At 68.0% G+C, this 18,607-nt stretch carries 10 protein-coding genes; 5 read left to right on the forward strand and 5 right to left on the reverse strand.

The features are described from left to right. Positions 1 to 108 precede the first annotated feature (108 nt). Positions 109 to 2,958 (forward strand): YncE family protein, encoded by a 2,850-nt coding sequence (locus QHF83_RS01130; RefSeq protein WP_282415852.1) that lies wholly within the window; start codon positions 109 to 111, stop codon positions 2,956 to 2,958. A gap of 72 nt (positions 2,959 to 3,030) precedes the next feature. On the opposite strand, the gene QHF83_RS01135 is transcribed toward QHF83_RS01130, so the two are convergent. The 3 genes from QHF83_RS01135 to QHF83_RS01145 all read right to left on the reverse strand — a co-directional run bounded on the left by QHF83_RS01135 (position 3,031) and on the right by QHF83_RS01145 (position 13,361). Then, entirely contained in the window at positions 3,031 to 8,205 is a 5,175-nt protein-coding gene (locus QHF83_RS01135) for an AAA family ATPase (RefSeq protein WP_282415853.1), read from the reverse strand. 190 nt (positions 8,206 to 8,395) lie between these two features. After that, positions 8,396 to 11,200 carry a hypothetical protein gene (locus QHF83_RS01140; RefSeq protein ID WP_282415854.1) on the reverse strand — a complete coding sequence of 935 codons (2,805 nt, stop codon included), beginning with the start codon at positions 11,198 to 11,200 and terminating at the stop codon, positions 8,396 to 8,398. A gap of 388 nt (positions 11,201 to 11,588) precedes the next feature. Then, complete coding sequence (locus tag QHF83_RS01145) at positions 11,589 to 13,361, reverse strand: vWA domain-containing protein (RefSeq protein WP_282415855.1); 1,773 nt, start codon at positions 13,359 to 13,361, stop codon at positions 11,589 to 11,591. Positions 13,362 to 13,458: 97 nt separating this feature from the next. Between QHF83_RS01145 and QHF83_RS01150 the strand changes: the two genes are divergently transcribed. Beyond that, positions 13,459 to 14,232, forward strand: a complete 774-nt coding sequence (locus tag QHF83_RS01150) for a MerR family transcriptional regulator (RefSeq protein WP_282415856.1) — start codon at positions 13,459 to 13,461, stop codon at positions 14,230 to 14,232. 66 nt (positions 14,233 to 14,298) lie between these two features. Then, a complete protein-coding gene (locus QHF83_RS01155; RefSeq protein WP_282415857.1) occupies positions 14,299 to 15,291 on the forward strand; it encodes a hypothetical protein in 993 nt (330 codons plus the stop codon). Positions 15,292 to 15,295: 4 nt separating this feature from the next. On the opposite strand, the gene QHF83_RS01160 is transcribed toward QHF83_RS01155, so the two are convergent. Further along, the gene (locus tag QHF83_RS01160; RefSeq protein WP_282415858.1) at positions 15,296 to 15,856 is read right to left on the reverse strand and encodes a pyridoxamine 5'-phosphate oxidase family protein; all 561 of its coding nucleotides are present in this window, start codon (positions 15,854 to 15,856) and stop codon (positions 15,296 to 15,298) included. Between the two features lie 48 nt (positions 15,857 to 15,904). On the opposite strand from QHF83_RS01160, the gene QHF83_RS01165 reads away from it, so the two are divergent. Together QHF83_RS01165 and QHF83_RS01170 are read left to right on the forward strand one after the other, a co-directional pair. Continuing rightward, complete coding sequence (locus tag QHF83_RS01165; RefSeq protein ID WP_282415859.1) at positions 15,905 to 16,693, forward strand: class I SAM-dependent methyltransferase; 789 nt, start codon at positions 15,905 to 15,907, stop codon at positions 16,691 to 16,693. 8 nt (positions 16,694 to 16,701) lie between these two features. Next, positions 16,702 to 17,814, forward strand: coding sequence for a hypothetical protein (locus QHF83_RS01170; protein ID WP_282415860.1), 1,113 nt, complete (start codon positions 16,702 to 16,704; stop codon positions 17,812 to 17,814). Positions 17,815 to 17,823: 9 nt separating this feature from the next. Here the strand turns inward: QHF83_RS01170 and QHF83_RS01175 are convergent, their stop codons facing one another. Then, the gene (locus QHF83_RS01175) at positions 17,824 to 18,411 is read right to left on the reverse strand and encodes a nuclear transport factor 2 family protein (protein WP_282415861.1); all 588 of its coding nucleotides are present in this window, start codon (positions 18,409 to 18,411) and stop codon (positions 17,824 to 17,826) included. Positions 18,412 to 18,607 lie beyond the last annotated feature (196 nt).

The following is an 18,607-nucleotide window of genomic DNA, read 5'->3' on the forward strand; positions in this document are numbered from 1 at the left end:
CGAAAAAAGGAAGGGGAGACGATGCAAAGAGCTTCGATGAGCAGGCCGGTGCGGCGTCATTTTGGTGGCGCTTTCGCAGGCATATGCGCTTTGGTTCTGGGAAGTGCCGTGACCGGGGCGGGGTGCGGCGACGATCCGGTGAACCTTCCGGGGACGACGACCTCATCGTCGAGCTCGGGCAGCGGCGGCGCAGGCGGCGGGACCGGCGGCGGGAACACCGGCGGCGGCGGCATGGGCGGGCAAGGCGGAATGGGCGGGGGCGGAATGGGCGGGCAAGGCGGCGCCGGGGGCGGCGCCGAGCTTTGCACGACGCCGGCGCCCGGCGCGACGCGCGGCGCGGCGGTCGCGATTTCAGCGGACGACTCGCTCGTCGTCGCCGTGAACCGCGACGCGGGCAGCGTGACGGTGCTGTCGGTCGAATACGACGCCGTGGACGGCCTGCCGGCGCTCACGAAAAAGGCCGAGATCGCCGTGGGCGGCGAGCCCTGGCAGGTCGCGATCGACGGCTGCGGCGACAAGGCGTACGTGGCGCTGCGCAAGGACCAGAAGGTCGTGGAGATCCGCGATCTCAAGGGAACGCCCGTCATGGGCAAGGAGGTCGCCGTCGGCTCGGAGCCCACGGCCATCGCGATCACGCCGAACAACACGGCGCTCTACGTCGCCAACTGGGTCGACGGCACGCTCTCGCACGTCGACATCGCCTCGCTCACGGTGTCGAAGACGATCGATCTGAACGGGCCGCTCGCCGGCACGGGCCTGCTCGGTCCCTCGGTCGCCGCCGACAAGGCGCGGCCGGCGCTCGCACACCCGCGCTCGCTCGCGATCACGAACGACGGCGACGCCGATGACAGCGACGAGAAGATCTACGCGACCGAGTTCTTCGCCCAGCGCACGGAGCCCGAGCAGATCAACGCGCAGGGCGTGTCGAACGTCGACACGAACTGGGCCGGCATCGTCTACAGCGTGAAAGCCGCGGACGGCGCGGTATCCACGATCACCCTGCCTTCGCTCGACGACACGGGCTTCGTCGATCACAAGGGGCAAACCACGGGCTGCTTCCCGAACCAGCTCCAGTCGATCACGATCCAGAAGGATCTCGCGTACGTCACGTCGATCTGCGCGTCGCCGGCCGGCCCCGTCGGGCCGTACCAGAAGAACGCCTGCACGACGAACGCGCAGTGCCAGGGCGTGAACCTTCTGAGCACGTGCAATGCGACCACGGGCTCCTGCACGTACAGCTGCTCGACCGACGCCGATTGCGGCGCCGACGCGCCCGCCGGGACGTGCGAGGGCGGCGGCGGGTTCGGCACCGGCTCGTGCCGCGCGATCCCGACGAACACCAAGACCGTCGTGCACCCGGTCGTGAACGTGATCGACACGAAGGCCGACATGGCCGCGGCCGTGGCGCCGACGAACCTGAACCGGTCCTTCCGCGACGCGTACGTCGCGGCGAACGTCGCCGACGACGCGAACCGTCGTTATCCGCTGGTCGCGAACGACATCGCGTTCGTCGGGGCCACGGGCGAGGCGTACGTGCCGGCAAACGGCGCAGACGCGGTGTTCCGCGTGAACTTCAACGACACGACCGGCGCCGTCACGAGCGTCGGCGCCGCGGACGAGAAGTTCATCGACCTCGCGCCGCAGACGCTCGCCGAGAGCCTGAAGGGCGTGGGCCCGATCGGCATCGCCGTGGCGAACACGCACGCGTTCGCGTTCGTGGCGAACGACATCAGTCGGAACGTGTCGGCCGTCGCGATCGATCCGGCGAAGCAGGTCGTCGCGGGCGCCGATCTCGGGTCGGCGCGTGTCGTCTCGACGGCGCCTCTGCCCGCGGACGCGGCGGGGATGTCGGTGCTGCGCGGCAAGCGGATGTTCAACACGGGGCTCGGGCGCTGGTCGCTCCGGGGCCAGGCGTGGGTCTCGTGCCAGGCGTGCCACATCGACGGCCTGAGCGACAACGTGACGTGGTACTTCGCCCGCGGCCCGCGGCAGTCGACGAGCCTCGAGGGGAGCTACGCGTCGAAGGATCCCACCGATGTGCGCATCTTCGGCTGGACGGCGTTCCAGGACGAGGCGCACGACTTCGAGAACAGCGCGCGCGGCACGCAGGGCGGCGTGGGCGCGCTCGTGACGAAGGACAGCACGCCGCCGGTGACCACGGACCGGATCAACCTCGCGGACACGGTGAAATACGCGCCCGCGGGCGCCGCGGGCCTCAACGGCTCGACGGAGGCGATCAACGACACGGACAGCGTGCGCAAGGACTGGGACGACTTCGAGGCGTACGCGCAGAGCCTCCGCTCGCCGCGCAAGCCCTCGAACCTCGACCCGGCGAAGGTCGCGGCGGGCATGACGTTGTTCATGGAGGGCGGGAGCTGCCAGGGCTGCCACGGCGGCGCGAAGTGGACGCTCTCGAAGCGCTTCTACACGCCGTCGGCCACGACGAACGAGGCGCTGCTCGCGAAGGCCTACGAGGGTGACGCGCTCATCGCCGCCGGGTTCCCTGCGGCCTTGCTTCCGGCCACCGCGGGGAACCAGTTCATGCGCGGTCCGAACCCGAAGAACGCGGGGCTCGATCAGATCCAGTGCGTGCTCCGCCCCGTGGGGACGTTCGCGATCTCGCCGGCCGCGGTGAACGTGATCGAGGTGCGCGCGGACATGGTCGCGAAGGCCCAGGGGGACGAGGCCGTCGGAAAGGGCTTCAACGTGCCTTCGCTGCTCGGCATGCAGGTCGGCGCGCCGTTCTTCCACGCCGGCAACGCACGGACGCTCGAGGAGCTGTTCTCGACCACGTTCGCCGCGCACAACAAGGCGCTCGCCGCGCCGAGCTACCTCACGGGCCCGGACGACATCGCGAACCTCGTGGCCTTCGTGCTCTCGATCGACGAGGACACGACGCTGATCGATCTGCCGGCCCAGCCCGGCGCCAAGGGCGGCGATTTCTGCGCCGCGCCTTGATCCCCGGATTCTTCCGATAGGCAAATACGCGCCCGCCCCGCGTCCTCGTCGGGGCGGGCGGCGGCCCTTCGTTCATCGATGCTGCGGCCCGCCTCGACGCGGGGCGGGCGAGGCGTCGACGTGGCGCGATCGCCGGAGCGCGTACTCCATGCCGCTCTGGAGCGTGCCCATCGTGACGAACGATTTCAGATCGACGTCGAGCGCGACGAGTGTCTGGGCGATGCGCGGCGCGATGCCCGTGAGCACCGTCTCGGCCCCGAGCAGCCGGAGCGCGGCGGCCACGTTCACCAGCATGCCCGCCACCTGCGTGTCGACGTGCTTCATGCCCGTCACGTCGAGGATCACGACCCGGGCCCCGAGGCGCTGGGCGCCGTCGAGAGCCACGCTGAGCACCAGCTCGGCGCGCTCGGTGTCCATCGTGCCGATGAGCGGCATCACCACGATGTCCTTCGTGATCGGCAAGAGCGGCGTCGATAGCTCCGCCAGGCGCTGGCGTTGCCCCGCGATGACCTGCTCGTGCAGCGCCGCGCGCTCCTGCTCGATCTGGCGGCGCTGGCCGAGCTCCTGTTCGAGCGCCCGGTTCATGTCGAACAAGCTGTCGTTGACCCGGCGCAGCTCTTCCGTCCGGTGCGCGACCTCCATCTCGAGACGCTCGTTCGCGCGCTTGACCTGCTCGTTCGCGGCGTGCGCGTTCTCGATGAGGCGCGCGATCTCGATGGCGATGGCCGCCTGCGAGGAGAGGAGCGCGAGGAGCTCCACGCGCGCCGCGTCGAAGACGCCGGCCGTCATGCGGTTTTCGAGGTAGAGCGCGCCGCTCAGCCGGCCTTGATGGAGCAGAGGCAAGCAGAGGATCGATTTCGGGGCGAACTCCTGGATGTACGGGTCGTCCGAGAACCGCGTGGCCTTGCGCGAGTTGTCGAGGACCACCGGTTCGAGGGTGCGCGTGACGTAGTGGACGACGCTCTTTGCGCAGTCCTGCACGGCTTCGAGCGGCTGTCCGCGTCCCACGTCGAGCGAGCAGCCGGCGGGCTGGAACGTCGCTTCGACGACGAGCGCACCGCCCCGCGCGAGGATGAGCGAGCCCTGGTCGGCGCCCGCGTTCTCGAGCACGAGCTTGGCGAGCCGATCGATGACCTTGGGCAGGTCGATCTCGCTCGCGATTTCCTGAGCAGCTCGGACGACGAGCGCTGCGTCGCGGAGGCTGCCGATGCTGGTTTGTCCGATGAGGGTGCGGGTCGCGAGCGAGGCGCTCGAGCCGGTGGTCGTCGCCGCCCCGCGCGTGCGGGAGACGTCGCGGAGCGAAGGCCAGATGTGCGTGGCCTCGTTCTCCAGCGCGTCGATCTTCGGCGTCGCGCCCCAGTGCTTGTAGGCGCGGTAGGCGTTCTTCATGTAGCCGCCGCCCGCGGTCGGCGCGCCGATGCTCAGGTAGAACTTGGCGCAGAGCTCACCAGTGAGCGCCTCGAGATGGGGGGCCTTGTTCTCCTGACAGAGCGTGATCGCCCGTTCGTAGAGCCGGACCGCGCCTTCGAGGTTGCCTTCCGTGCGCGCCGCCTCGGCGTTCACCATGGCATCGAAGTGCGCGAAGCTCTTCGGCGACCACGCGGCGAGCTGCGTGACCTCCGCGCGGCATTTGCGCAGGATCTCGGCCCGTCGCTCGGCCTCCTCGGGCGCCTCCGCGCGAGGCAGCCCGAGCAGCACGAGGGCGCGGAGGCAGGGGTGCACCTTCGAGGCGAGGTTTCCGCCGGTATGCGAGATCCAGTGCTCGGCGACCTCGGATGCCTTCCAGGCGTCCTCGTATCGGCCGTAAATCAGGTAGACGAGCACTTTCAAGATGGCGTGGTGCGCCCTCGTATTGCCGAAATGCTCGCCTTCGAGCCGATCGAGGTATTCTTTCTCGTTGAACGTGTCGTCGTCGAGCGAGGTGCGCTCGCGCGTCTTGCCCGCGAGGCACGCGACCGTCTGCCGCACGACCGTCATCGTGGCCAGGTTGAGGGAGTTCTTCGTGCGCCGGACGATCGCGAGGTTTTTGTCGGCTTCCTGCAAGAGCTCCTCGATGGGGTCGCCCGCGAAGACATTCCCCATCGTCTCGAGGAAGCACGCCGTCCCGAGCATGGCGAATTCGCCGCTTTCCAGGCCCTTCTGCCGCGCGATGGTCCAGCTTTTGATGGCGTCGCGCATGGGGTGCTGCATGTGCGTGCCGCTGCCCCAGGCGACGTGGAGCCGCGAGAGTTGCATGACGCTCGGAAACCGTTGGTTGATGGCACCCGCGACCTCGCAAAATGCCAGGCCCTCGGTCACGCGCCCGAACATCCCCGCGAGGACATAGCCGGCGCACGCATACGGAAATGGGCAGAGCTCCGTGGGGCCGTGTACGAGCGAGAGGTTCACGGCCCGGAAATTGATGACGGAGAAGGCGATCGCGCTGACGTAGTGCCCGCTGTCCGCAATGGCGTCGAGGATCGACAGGATGGCGCGCATCACCGGATCCGTGGCCTCGGGCTCGTCGACGAGGCTCCAGATGGGCCGCCCGCGCAGGTTGGGGGTGATCTGCGAGAGCTCCGCCACCATCACCTCGGGCGAATTCATTTCGTCGAGCGTGAGTTCGTGCCCGAGCATCGCGAGCGTCTCGCTGCCGACCCGCAGCGCCTCGAGGAATTCCCCGTACGAGGCGTGCTTGTAGATGCGCTGTCGCTGGATCTCCGCGCGTTCGAGATCCGTGCGGGCGTGGCGCAAGGCCTCGGCGAAGAGCGCCTCGGCGCGCTCGGCGTCGCCGCAAGCGAACGCGCACTGACCGCCCTCGATGTGGAGGGAATGGCAGAGATCGTAATGCTCGTCCCAGTCGGCCGCATCGAGCAGCTCGATGCCCGCGCGCGTGTAAATGGCCCCCGCGTGATACGCCGTCGCGGCTTTGGCCTTTTGCCCGGCGCGCAGGTTGATCTCCGCGAGGTCGCGCCGCTCGGCCCGATCGGTGATCGCCGAGGCGCCGAGGTTCAAATGGTGGACGAGGTCGAGCAGGTCCTCGTCGCGGGGACGCTCGCCCGATCGCTTGCGGAGCAGGCGCCCGATGGAGAGGTGGAGCTGCTTTCGTTGCTCCGGCTCCACGAGCATGTAGGCCGCCGAGAGCACGCGGTCGTGGACGAACTGGTAGCGGACATTGAAGAGCGACGACGATACCTCGCGCGCCTCGCTCCCGACCCCGGATTCGAGATACCTGTAATCGCCGTCCAGTGACACGACGAGCCCCGCGCGCAGCGCCTCCCAGAGCGCCGCGGAGACCTCGTGCACCGGCTTCTCGGCGATCGTCGCGAGCGAGCCGAAATCGAAGGAATGGCCGATGCAGGCCGCGCGCTCGAGCACGTGCTGCGTCTCCGGCGAGAGGCGGCGGAGGACGCCGACCATCAGGTCGACCACGTTGTCGGTCACGTTCGCGGCGCGGATCGCCGCGTCGTCCCATTGCCATGCGCCGCTCTCCGGGTCGAAGCGGAGCAGGCCCCGCTCGTACAATGCGACCATGAACTGGTGCGCGAAGAACGGGTTGCCCTGCGTCTTTTCATGGACGAGGTCCGCGAGCGTTCGGACCTCCTGGGGCTCGCTCGTCAGCGTGTCGGCGACGAGGCTCCCCACCATCTCACGGTCGAGCGGCGCGAGGTGGATCTTCGCCGGCTGAAAGCCCGAGCTCTCGAGCTCGGCGAGCAGGTTCGAGAGCGGATGGCCGGCCGAGACCTCGTTGTCGCGATACGCGCCGATGATGAGCAGATGCCGGCTCCACGTGTCCGTGAGGAGCAGGTGCATGAGCCGCTGCGAGGCGGGATCCATCCACTGGAGATCGTCGAGGAAGATCACCAGCGGATGCTTTTCGCTCGCGAACACGTGCAGGAAGTTCTGGAGCGTGAGCTCGAAGCGGTTTTTCGCCTGATCGGGCGGAAGATCGGAGACCTTGGGCTGCGCGCCGAGGACGAGCTCGAGCTCGGGGACGAGCTCGATGAGGATCGCGCCATTGCCGCCGAGCGCCGTGAGGAGCTCGCTCTTGTAGGCCGCGAGCGTCTCCGGCGGCTCTGTCAGGATCTGCTGGACGAGCTCCCGGAGCGCGTGCACGACGGGCGCGAGCGGGACGTCCCGCGAGATCTGGTCGAACTTGCCGGAGGCGAAATAGCCGCCGCCGTGCCGCGCGATGATCTTGTGAATCTCGCGGACCAGCGCCGATTTCCCCACGCCGGAGTAGCCGGCGACGAGGCAGAGCTCCGGGCCGCGCGCGCGCGCGCGGCCGAACGCCTGCAGGAGCGCCTCGAGGTCGCGCTCGCGGCCGTAGAGCCGCTGCGCGCGGCGGAGCTCCGGCGCCTTGTCGCGTTGCCGCAGCGGAAACGTCGCGATGGTCCCGTTCGTTTTCCATTGCCGCAGACATTCGGAGAGATCCGCCCGGACGCCGGCGTCGCTCTGGTATCGCTCCTCCGGCGTCTTCGCGAGGAGCATCATCACGAGGTCGGAGAGCGGCGCGGGCACCGCGGGCACGAGTTCGCACGGCGGCACAGGCGGGCGCGTGAGATGGCTCTGGACGATCTCCGAGAGCTCGCGCTGCGGGAATGGCACGGAGCCCGTCAGCATCTCGTAAAGGATCACGCCGAGCGAGTAGAGGTCCGCGCGTGAATCGACGGCCCGGTTCATTCGCCCCGTCTGCTCGGGCGCCATGTAGAGCAGCGTCCCTTCGAGCGACCGCGGGCCCGTCGGCGCGTGGAGCTCGCGGGAGAGGCGCGCGGAAATCCCGAAATCGATGAGGTGCGCCGTCCAGCTCGACTCCTCGATTAGGACGTTTCGCGGGGTCACATCCTTGTGGATGATGCCCTTCCGGTGGACCGCGGCGAGTGCATTCGAGATCGACAGGGCAATCGTGAGCGAGGTCTCGATATCGAGCCTCCGGCTCTCCAGGATCTCGCGCAGCGTCGGATGGCCGAGGTCGGCCATGATCAGGACGACGCCGCGGCCGTGCTCCTCGAGCGCGATCGCCTCGGGCGCGGAGTCCACGCCGAGCTCGCGCAGGATTGTGAATTCACGCCGCAGGCGGCCGACTTCCCGGACGGTGGGATATTCGTTTTTCGTCTGCTTGAGGACGACCCGCGCGCCGTCGGCGATTCTCTTGCCGCGGAACACCAGCGTCTCCGCCCCTTCGTAGATGGGGGTCAGCGCGGTGAAACCCTCGAAGGATACCCCATGGAAGTCATCGGCTGCGCGATGGTTCGGCTCGGCGGACATGACATCTCCTGGACATGTCCCCCCGTGAGAGCACGAAGCTATCCGGAGCCGCGGCCTGCAACAAGGCTTCATGCCCCTTCGCGTCGATTTTCTGCGGTACCTTCACCGTCAGCCAGCCGACGCTGGATCGTGGAGTGTTCGCCGCGCGGCGTAGGTCATGTCACACCAAACCCGCGCGGCGGTGCCGCATTCATTCGTCGCCGTCACGGACGCCGTCTTCGTCGCGATCGATGCCGATACGCTCGCCGGAGCCGGGCGGGACGGCGGTGAACGTGAGCTCGGTGTGGAGGAGGTTCGCGACGAGCACCAGCATGGCCCGCGAGAGAGGGCCGAACGACTGCTTGCTCGATACGAATTGATTCGCGCCGACATAGAGGAAGCCGATTTCCTCGAACCCGAATCGCATCTTCGCCACGACGTCGCACTCCCCCTCGTCCGCTCGCGCAAGCAGGAGGTCGACGCGCGCGCTCGCCGCGGCGCCGTTGTCGCTCGTCCACGTGACTTGCTGGCCGACGATCGGCGCGAGGTTCGAATCGAACGCGAGGATGAATTGCTCGACCTGGCGGCGCTTGATGTCGCCGTCGCCGCCGGGCCGGTCGTCGAACCCATTCGGGCTGAAGCCGCTCAGGAGGTCGAACCCCGGCGAGTGCATGAAGCGGAAGATCGTATCCTCGGCGCCGTCGTTGAGGAAGCCGAAGCCGCGGACCTGATCACCCGTGAGCTCGTTGTGGCCGGGGAGAATCGACGGCACCGCCGGCATCCCGAACATCCCGACCTTCTGATAGAGATTGCGCAGGTGCGGGATCTTCATCGGCTGCGGGACCTCGTTGAGGACGTACTGGCCGTCCGTGCCGAAGAAACCCGGGAATGGCTCGCCGTACTGGGAATTCGCGTCGGGGTCGAGGCGGTGGCAGTCCTCGCACGCGATGATGGCCGCGTCGGGCGTGAAGAAATGGTCACGCCCGGCTTGCTGGTCCGGCGTGAGCGAATTATCGAGGTGCCGGATCGGGTTCGGCGGGTACATGATCTGGAGGGCGAAATCCGTGAATGCCTCCATGTCGTCGGCCGGGATGGGCTGGGTGCGCCCGAGGAGGCCGACGAACCCGCCCTGAAACGTCGCGAAGGCCCCGCGCTCGTCGAACGTGCCGTCGTTCGGCTGGGCGCTCGGCTCGGCATTGCCCATGGTGCGGTCGCCGCGCCAGTGCATGGGGCCGTGGTTCGCCATGCCGCGCAGGCTCTGCGTGGTCATGGGGCCCTTGAGGGAGTCGAGGTTGTCGAACGTCTGGAAGAACTCCGGCAAAGCGAGGCGAACCGGCCCCGGAAGCGGGATCGTGGTCTCGTCCGGATTGCCGAGGTCCCAGGCGAGGCTGTCGAAATCGCCGAACACGTGGCAGCTCGCGCAGGACGACTCGCCGTTGCTGGAGCTGAACCGGGCGTCGTAGAGGTATTGCCGGCCCTCGGTGACGCTCGGGGGCTCGGGGTTGTACATCGGGACGCGCGCGATCACGGTCTTCGTCGCGGGGTTGACGACGGCGATCTTGTTGTCGAAGCGCGTGAGCACGTAGAGCCGATTGCGCGCTTCGTCGAGCACGAGGCCCGTCGGCCCCACGGGCTCGCCGCCGTCGTCGAGGACGATGTGGCTCGACGCGCTCGGGACGAAGGTATCGTTCTCGATCTGCGCCGTGTCGAAGATGCCGATCTTGCTCGAGCCGAGCGCCGCCACGTAGAGCTTCTGGCCGTTTTTCGTGATGGCCATCCCGACCGGGGTCGCGAGGCTCTTCGCGTTCGTGGGGTTCGGGAGCGGCGCGACGGGCGCGTTGTAATCGATGTGCTTGTTGAGGTGCCGCGGGGTCACGGTGCCATTGCCGAGGACCGTGATCCGGGACTCGTGGAGGTGGCCACGCACGGTCGAGCCGGCGAACGTCCCCGGTCCCTCGAACCGCTGGAGGTTGTTCGCCTCGGTATTCGTGACGTAGACTTTTCCGTTCGCCGGGTTGACGATCATGTTGAAGAGGATCGTGCCGACGCCGGAATAAAAGCCCGAAGAGCCCGGGAGCTGGGCCGGCGGGTTCGCGGTGGCGTCGATGACGAAGACGTCCTTGTCGGGGAGGGAGAAGTTGACGGCCGCGTCCCAGGTATCGCCTTCGTAGTCGACCCAGTGCTCGCCGTCGTATTTGATGATGAGCGCGGTGGGCGCCTGCTCCACGCCGAGGGAGTCGGTCCTCGGGGCCGGCAGACCTCCGAGCTGGGCCACGAGGTCCCTGTGAATGGACGTCGTTCGATTGCCGGTGTGAAAGCCGGCGGCGTACACGCGCGACCCGTCCGGGCTCACCGCGAGCGCGCGCGGCGTGTCGGTGAACAAAGTGATGATGTTGAGGGGAGCGCCTCCGAGTGTGTTCGGGCCGAGATTCGTCGCGTCGAAGACCCAGACGTCGGCCCGGCCGATACCGGGGGTCGTGAGCTGAGGATCAAAAGGAACGTTCTGACCGCGGTGGGCCGTCGTGATGAAGGCGCGACGTTTGCCGGGTCCGCCAAACACGATGTCGCGCGGCTCATCGCCGACGAGCAGCGTCCGCACGACGCGCGGCGCGAAGCCGGGCGTCACGTCGACCACGCTGACGCTATCGGAGAGATGATTGACCACCCACACCTCGTCATTGCTCCGCGCCGCGACCGCGACGGGCTCGAGGCCCACGGTGACGGAGCCGAGATGAACGAGGCCCAGGCTCGTGACGTGGAAAACCTCCAGACGGTTGTCGGGGGTGTTGACCGCATAGAGCCTGTTTCCGTCAGGAGAGAGAGCGAGCGGTCGTACCTGACCACTCTCGAAGAGCGCAAAGGAGGAGGAGGCCTCGGCCGCCGCCGGCGCCGCGAGCGTCGCGAGGGCGGCCGCAAAACCAAGCGTCGTCCCGAGGCGGCGACGCGGAATCAGGGTCCGCGCCTCGTTCTCCTGTGAGGGTGAATGCCGTTCGCCCGGAGAGAGCTTCGTGGACATGGCGCCTCTTTCTCGATGGGGCGATCAAGCCGAGAGCGCCGCATCGGCACAAAAGGAGGTCATTACGTTCGCCACCGGCGACCGTACGATCCGGGCACGAGTAAATTCTGAGCCCAAGTGTATCCTACAGAAATGGGTTCGCCTTTCAAGAGCAATTTGAGTCAATTGCATGAACGTCGAACTTTCGACGCGTGTACGGCATCTTCGGGGCGAACCGAGGCGCACCGAGGCAATGCGCTCGTATTGGCGGATTCTACTTGGGTTGAAATTTGTCGACAAAGAGCGGTGTCGCGCCTGCCCGGTCGTGCTCGATCGCGACGGGCGCGGGGGGGCGCTCAGTTGATGTCGATAATAAGGAGGGAGGGGAGGACGGTCTTTCGGCACCGCGTCATTTGACGCAGTCGCAGCAAAGGCCGTCGGCCACGCCGGAGAGCGCCTTGTCGAGGCCTGCGGCGTCGCTCGCCTGCAAGTAGAGGACCTCGCCATTCGGATCCTTGGCGACGAAGCCGCCGGGCCCTTCCTGGCATCCCGCCGGGAACCCCTTGGCCGTCTGCCCCGCGCAGGCCATGTCGTTGAGGAACGCGGCGCCAACGCCGCCCGGCTGAATGGCGCCCTCCGCCGAGAAGCCCACCACGAAGGTGCGGATCCCCGAAGCCGCGAGCTGCTGCACGATGGGAAGCGGGCTCGGATCGGGGCAGGACTGGTCCCAGTCCGCGCCGTCGGTCACGAGCACGACGTATTGGTCGCGGCCGGGCGTGACGCTCTTGAGGAGGTGGTCCGTGGCCGTGAAGAGGGCCTCACCCGTGGGCGTGCTGATGCAGATGCGGGTGGTGGCCGGATCGAGGTATTGCTGGATGGCCGCGCCGCTCCCGAGGGCGGGAGGCACGACGATCTCGCCGCTCTCGCAGAATGGATTCGTCGCCTGCTTCGCGTTCGTGACCCGCTCGGCGAGCGTGATGCACGTCTCGCCGCCCGGATCGCGGGGCCAGAGCTCGAGGCCGTAACGCGCGTGCTTGTCGCGGGGTGGGGCCACCATCTTCTCGATCGCGGTGACGGCCTGGTACCACTTGCTGCTCGGGTAATCGGGCCCGTCGGCGGGCGTATCGCCGTTCGGGGTCTTGTGCATCGTGAGCGTGCGGTCGAGGGCGATGAGGATTTCGGGGGGATCACACGTATCGCCGCAATTGCAGCAGAGCTTGCCGCCAATCGACTTGAGCGCGAGCGCGAGCTCGGTCGCGTTGCCGGCCTTGAGGTAGAGCGACGTGCCCGTGGGATCGGTGGCGGTGAAGTTTCCATTGCCGTCGTCGGCGCAGGGAGCGGGGAACCCCTTCGCGGTGCCGCCGGCGCAGGCCATGTTGTTGAGGAACTCGGCGCCGACGCCGCCGGGCTGGATGTCACCGGTGGCCGAGAAGCCGACGATGTACGTCCTGATGCCCTTTTTCATGAGGGCCTGCGCGATGGGCAAGGGATTCGGGTCGGGGCAGGACTGGTCCCAGTCCGCGCCGTCGGTCACGAGCACGACGTATTGCTCGCGCCCAGCGGCGGCGATTTCCTGGAGGTGCTGCTCGGCGGTGAGCAGCGCGTTGCCGGTGGGCGTCGTCGTGCAGAGCGTGGTCGTGGCCGGATCGAGGAGCGCTTGAATGGCCGTGCCTTGATCGAGCCCCGGCGAGATCAGGACCTCGCCCTCCTGGCAGGTGGGGTTCGTCGCTTGCTTCGTATCGAGCACGCGCTCGGCGAGGGTGATGCAGGTGCCGCCGCCCGGGTCTTTGGGCCAGAGCTCGACGCCGAACCGAATGCCTTTGTCGAGGGGAGGCGCGACGAGCTGCTCGATGGCCGTGATGGCCTGGAACCATTTCGAGCTCTTGTAATCAGGCCCGTCGTTGGGTGTCCCGCCCTCCGGGGTCTTGTGCATCGTGAGCGTCCTGTCGAGCACGACGAGCACGTCGGGCGGATCGCAGACCGCGGGTTCGCCGCCGCCGGAGCCGCCCGCGGCGATGAATCCGCCGACGCCGGGGTCGGCGCCCGTGCCGCCGGAGCCGCCGGATGCAGTGGCGTTCGAGGAGGCGCTGCCGGAGGAGCCGCCATTGCCGCCACATGAGGCAGCGAGGGAGACCGCGAGGAGAGGGAGAGCGAGGGAGCCAAGGAGGATGCGGGAGATCATGGCAAAGCGTACCTCGGCCCGTGGGGATTCGACTACCCCTCCTTTTTCTCGAAGGCCCCTTGACCCTCACGTCGCGTGAGGGCCTAGAGTCCGGTTCGTGACTGCGGGAGAGCGCAAAGACAAGGGCACGAAGAAGCGCACGTGGAAGGTGGGAGAGCTGGCGAAGGCCACGGGGACGTCCGTCCGGACGCTCCACTGGTACGACGAGATAGGGCTCCTCTCGCCGTCCGACCATTCACGCGCGGGATACCGGCTTTACGGGGAGGGAGACGTGGCCCGGTTGCAGCAGATTTTATCGCTGAGGCAGCTCGGCCTGTCGCTCGACGAGATCCGGGATCTCCTCGCGCGGCCCGACGTTTCGCCGCTCTCCATCGTCCGCATGCACATCACGCGTTTGCAAGAACAGATGGAGCTCACCCGAAAGCTCCTCGGTCGCCTGGAGGCGCTCGCTTCCTGGATGGCCGCGAGCGAGCGCGTATCGGCCGACGAACTTTTGAAGACGATCGAGGTGATGAACATGTTCGATAAATACTACACGAAGGAGCAGCTCGCGGAGCTCGAGGCGCGGCGGCAGGCGTTCGGCGAGGAGGCGATGCAGGCCGTGCAAGAGGAATGGCCGGCGCTCATCGCGAAGGTCCGCGCGGAAATGGAGAAGGGCACGCCGCCCGAGGACCCGGCCGTGCAGGCGCTCGCCGGGCGCTGGGCGGAGCTCATCGAGATGTTCACCGGGGGAAACCCGGGCATTCGCCAGTCGCTCGAAAACCTCTACAAGAACGAGCCCGGCTTCGCGGCGCAGCAGGGATACGACCCGGCGCTCTACGATTACGTGAACCGGGCGCAGGCCGCGCGAAAGGGAGGCTCGAGCGCATAGGACGACATCGACCTTGTCTCGGCCGCGCGACCTGCCGTACCCTGACGCGCCCTCCCGGGCGCGCGCATGGATGACGCAGGTTTTTACGAGCTCTTCGTGGGGGCCTGGCTCTTCGCCGGGCTCGTCGCGGCCGGGGCCTACGTGGGCGATCGGTTCGTCTCGTACGAAGTCGCCGCCAAGCTGTCTTCGTATGCGCGGAAGGCGCGGGGCCGCGGGTGGTTCACGACATCGAGGCTACTCCTCGCGGCATCGCGGCGGAGCCTGCCCGCGGCCTACGTGCAGGCCGAGACCGCAATGGTCCTGTACTATCAGGGCCGGATGGAGGAGGCCTCCCGCGCGATCGACGACGTCCCCGTCTTCGAGGAGCCGAGCGGCGAGTTTGCCCTCTATGTCGTGAACCTGCTCGTCTGCGTGGATGTGGCGTCCGGGCATTACGCCCGAGCACTCGCGCGCCGCGCGGCATGGTCGCTCGCGCAGAACGACGCGATTCTGTGCATCAACGAGGCCGAGGCGCTGGCGAACCTCGGCCGCTGGGAGGAGTCGCTCGCGCATGTGCGGCGGGCCCTCGAATCCGACGAGCCGCTCGCCCGCACGGGCGCAGCGCTGCACGGGACGTGGGTGCTCGCCTTGCAAGCGCGCGCCGCGGAGGCGCGTGCTCGGTTTGCCCTCGCGCGCGAGGCCGACCTCCCGGACGATTTCCGGAGCGAATACCATTTCGCCGAGGCCTTCCTGTGCCTCGCCGAGGGGGACCCTGCGGCTGCGCGGCGCGCGGTCCTCCGCGGCGACGCGGTCGCGAGACGCGCGTCGTCGCGGCGCAACGCGCTCTTTTTGCTCGGCCGCATCGACGCCCGCGAAGGGCGCTTCGAGGAGGCGCTCGCGCGGTTCGAGGAGGGCGCGCGGCACGTGTTCCGTGGGCAGGGAGGCGATGGCCTGCTCGCCTGGGGAGATACGCTCGCGTCGCTCGGGCGCGCGGAGCAGGCGGCCGTGGCGTGGCAGCTCGTGATCGAAAGAGATCCCGAGTCATACGCGGCGGCGCTCGCGCGGGAGCGCCTCGGTTGAGCGATCAACCTGATTTTCCGAAGTCGAGCCCCGGCAGTCCGTCGAGGCTCGTCGCGTTCTTTTTCTCCATGTATTCGCGCATCCCCTCCGGCCCTTTGTGCTCGGCCCAATCCGCGAGCTGGGTCCGTTCCTCGACGAACTCGTACAAAGGCACGCCGTACCCGCACGACGTCGCGATCCGCGTGGCCTCGATACGCAAAATCGCGCGCTCGCCGGGCCGCGGCGGCCCGAAGTGCTCGCGTAGGGCCGCGAATCGCGGGTCGCTGGGCTCGAAGGCCTCGGCGCGTCCGTGAATGCGGAGGATACGCGGCGGTCCTTCGAATGCGCAGAAGAGCACCACGATGCGCCCGTTCTCGCGGGCGTGCGCGATCGTCTCGACGCCGCTCCCTGCGAAATCCAGGTATCCGAGCGTGCGCGGACCGAGCACGCGCAGCGTATCGTGCCCCTTCGGCGAGAGGTTCACGAATCCGTCCCCGGCGAGCGGCGCCGTGGCGACGAAAAACATGTGTTGCCGCCCGATGAACCCGATGAGCTCCTCATCGAGGCTGTCGTAGAGTTTTCCCACGGCCGACGAGGGTAGCAGACTCCGCGCGCTCCATGGTATGTAACGGCCATGGATCCCTCCGAAACCTGGCTCCAGCGCTGGCACGACGTTCGCCCCGGGGCCACGTCGCGCGCGTTCCTCCGCGGAAAACCCTCGACCTACGAATGGCTCGCCGAGCATGCGCGGCCGGGCGATCGGGTGCTCGATCTCGCGTGCGGCGACGGGGCGCTGCTCTCGCTGCTTCGAGCCCGCGGCATCCAGGGCGCCGTGGGGATCGATATGAGCGAGGGTGAGCTCGCGGCGGCGCGCGCGCGGCTCGGGCCGGAGGCGACCCTCGTGAAGGGGCGAGCGCAGGAACTCCCCTTCGAGGATTCTTCGTTCGACCTCGTCACGTGCCACCTCGCGCTCATGTTGATGCGCCCCGTGGAGGAGGCCCTCGCCGAGGTGCGGCGCGTCTTGCGGCCCGGCGGCGCCTTCGCGGCCGTGGTGGGCGGCCGTATCGCGGGGCCGACCGACGATGCGTGGACGCTGCTCGTGCGTCGCCTCCGCGAAGAGCCCTTCGAGGGGCCGTCGATCGGTGACCTTCGGACCTACAGCGAAGAGGGGCTCCGGGAGCTGCTCCAGCCTTTCGTGAACGTGCGGATCGAGCCCATCCTCGTCGATTTGTCGGGCACGCCCGACCAGGTCCTCGCCCAGTTCCGGGAGACGTACGACATCACTCGAATGGTGCCCGCCCGCGTGTCGGCCTTTGAAGAGGCCCTTCGCGTGGATTGGCAGGCCCTCCTGCGGCCGGACGGAACGCTGCCCTGCTCCATGGGAACGAGGTGGGTCTCGGCCACGACGCAGGCGCCTCGATAACGAGATCCTTGCGCCCGCGTGAATACGCGGGCACGCTCCCGCAACGCACGGTCATCCCCTTGAGCCCTCCCGCACGCAGCCGGATTCCGCTCTCGCTGCTCGCCGCGCTCGTCCTGCACGCGGCGGGGCTCCTCGTCGTGCGCGCCCTCCCGCCCCGCCCCCTCGAGCTCTCGACGATCGGGCATGCCTTCGAGCGATCCCCCGAGCTCTGGATCGACCTCCGCCCGATCGAGCCCGCTTCCTCGTCGCCCCCGCGCGGCGCCCTGGAAACGCCTCTGCCGGCCCCCGAGCCCCCGCCCCGCGTGGCGGTCCTGCCGCGGCGCGCGACCTCGCCGTCGCCCGCGCCCGCGCCGCCCGAGTCGAATCCTGCGCCTTCCCCGAGCCCCGCGCCGGCCTCGACCGCCCCTTCCGATTACGACGGACCTCCGGACGAACTCCCGCGCGCGGGCGCCGTGCCTGCGCTCGCCGGTCCGCCGATCTGGGCGGTCCCGGGCGCCATGCCCCACGAGCCTGCGCCGTCGCCCGCGCCCATTCGACCCACGGCCCAGGCCGTCCTCGCCGGGAGCGCCGAGCAGGCGAGGTTCCCCGCGGCTGGCACCCTGGCGTCGGCGATCGCCGAAGGGGTCCGGTCGTCGAGCACGCCCCCCGAATCCGACAGCACTTTCCTCCTCACGCTCGACGCGCGCGGACAAATTGCCTCCGTCGAGGTCGTCGTGGCCAAGGGCGGCGATCGAAAAGAATGGGAGCGTATTGCGCGCGCGGTGAAAGAGAAATTCGCCGGACGGGTGTTTCCGATGCCGACTGCATTCGCGGGCGGTGGGCGCGTCTTCGTCAGCACGAGGAGCCGCCTCACCATGCCCGACGGCACGGCGCACGGCATTCCGAATCCCAAGCCGGCCCTGATCGGTGGCAACTCGAGCATCATCACGATCCCCGGCGCGCATGACGATCGATTGTCGAACCCCATGATGAACCAGAACCTGCCCCCGGACGCCATCATGATTGGCATCAAGTTCGATTTCGATGTCGCCAATATCGGAGCGAAGCGGCGGCGCGTCGTGCACACGCAGGTCCACGCCGAGCCCATCGGCGCGGCGCTGCCCCCTCCCGCCGCGCCTTGATGGCGTTTTTCAGGGGGTGGGCGTACCGAGGTTCAGGAACGTAATGAGCTTCAGCGTGCGCTTCTTGATCTTCCACGCGCCGTTGACGCGGACGACCTCGTCTTCGTAGGTGCCATTGGCCACGTCGATCGTGCCGTCCGCGAGGACGTGCGTCGCGTGCAGGTACGAGGTCATCGTGGCGTCGTCGTCGTCGATGACGTCGATGCTGATGCTGCCCATCAGGTGCTGCGTCGACGTGTAGCCGCTCGAGGTGAAGACGCCGTCGACGAAGTCGGCCCAGTCGTCCGTGCCGGTCGCGGTGCTGCTCGGCGGGCCATTGGTGGGGGTCCCCGGGAAATAGACCGCGAGCTCCGCGTCGCTCGTGAAGCAGGTTGCGTAGGTGTTCTTGCCACCCTGCAGATTGCCCCGCCCGATTGCGTCGGTCCCGAGCGCGTAACAGACCGGCAGCTTGGCGATTTCCAGCTCGGCGACGGCCTTCCACCCGTTCGTGGGATAAGAGATGAAGCCTGTGAGCAGCACGGCCGCCGCTCCGGCCGTCACGGTGAGAGCAGCTACCTTCGCGCGTCGCGATACGGCTGCGAACGAGGTCTTGGTCATAGGAGCCTCCTTCAGGGACGCATGCCCCGAATTTCCACATAGCCTCGTTTCCGTGCTCGACACAAGAACTATGAAAAGAAAGCAAGCTTCCGCTTCGTTTCTCCGTCAAATGGTTGGCGTGCTTTCGTGTGACAGATCGCGTAGATACGATCCATCTTTCGATACGCCTCGATTGACAACGGTTCTACTATCTGCG

The organism is Polyangium sp. 15x6 (genome assembly GCF_029960785.1).
Classification (GTDB): Bacteria; Myxococcota_A; Polyangia; order Polyangiales; family Polyangiaceae; genus Polyangium.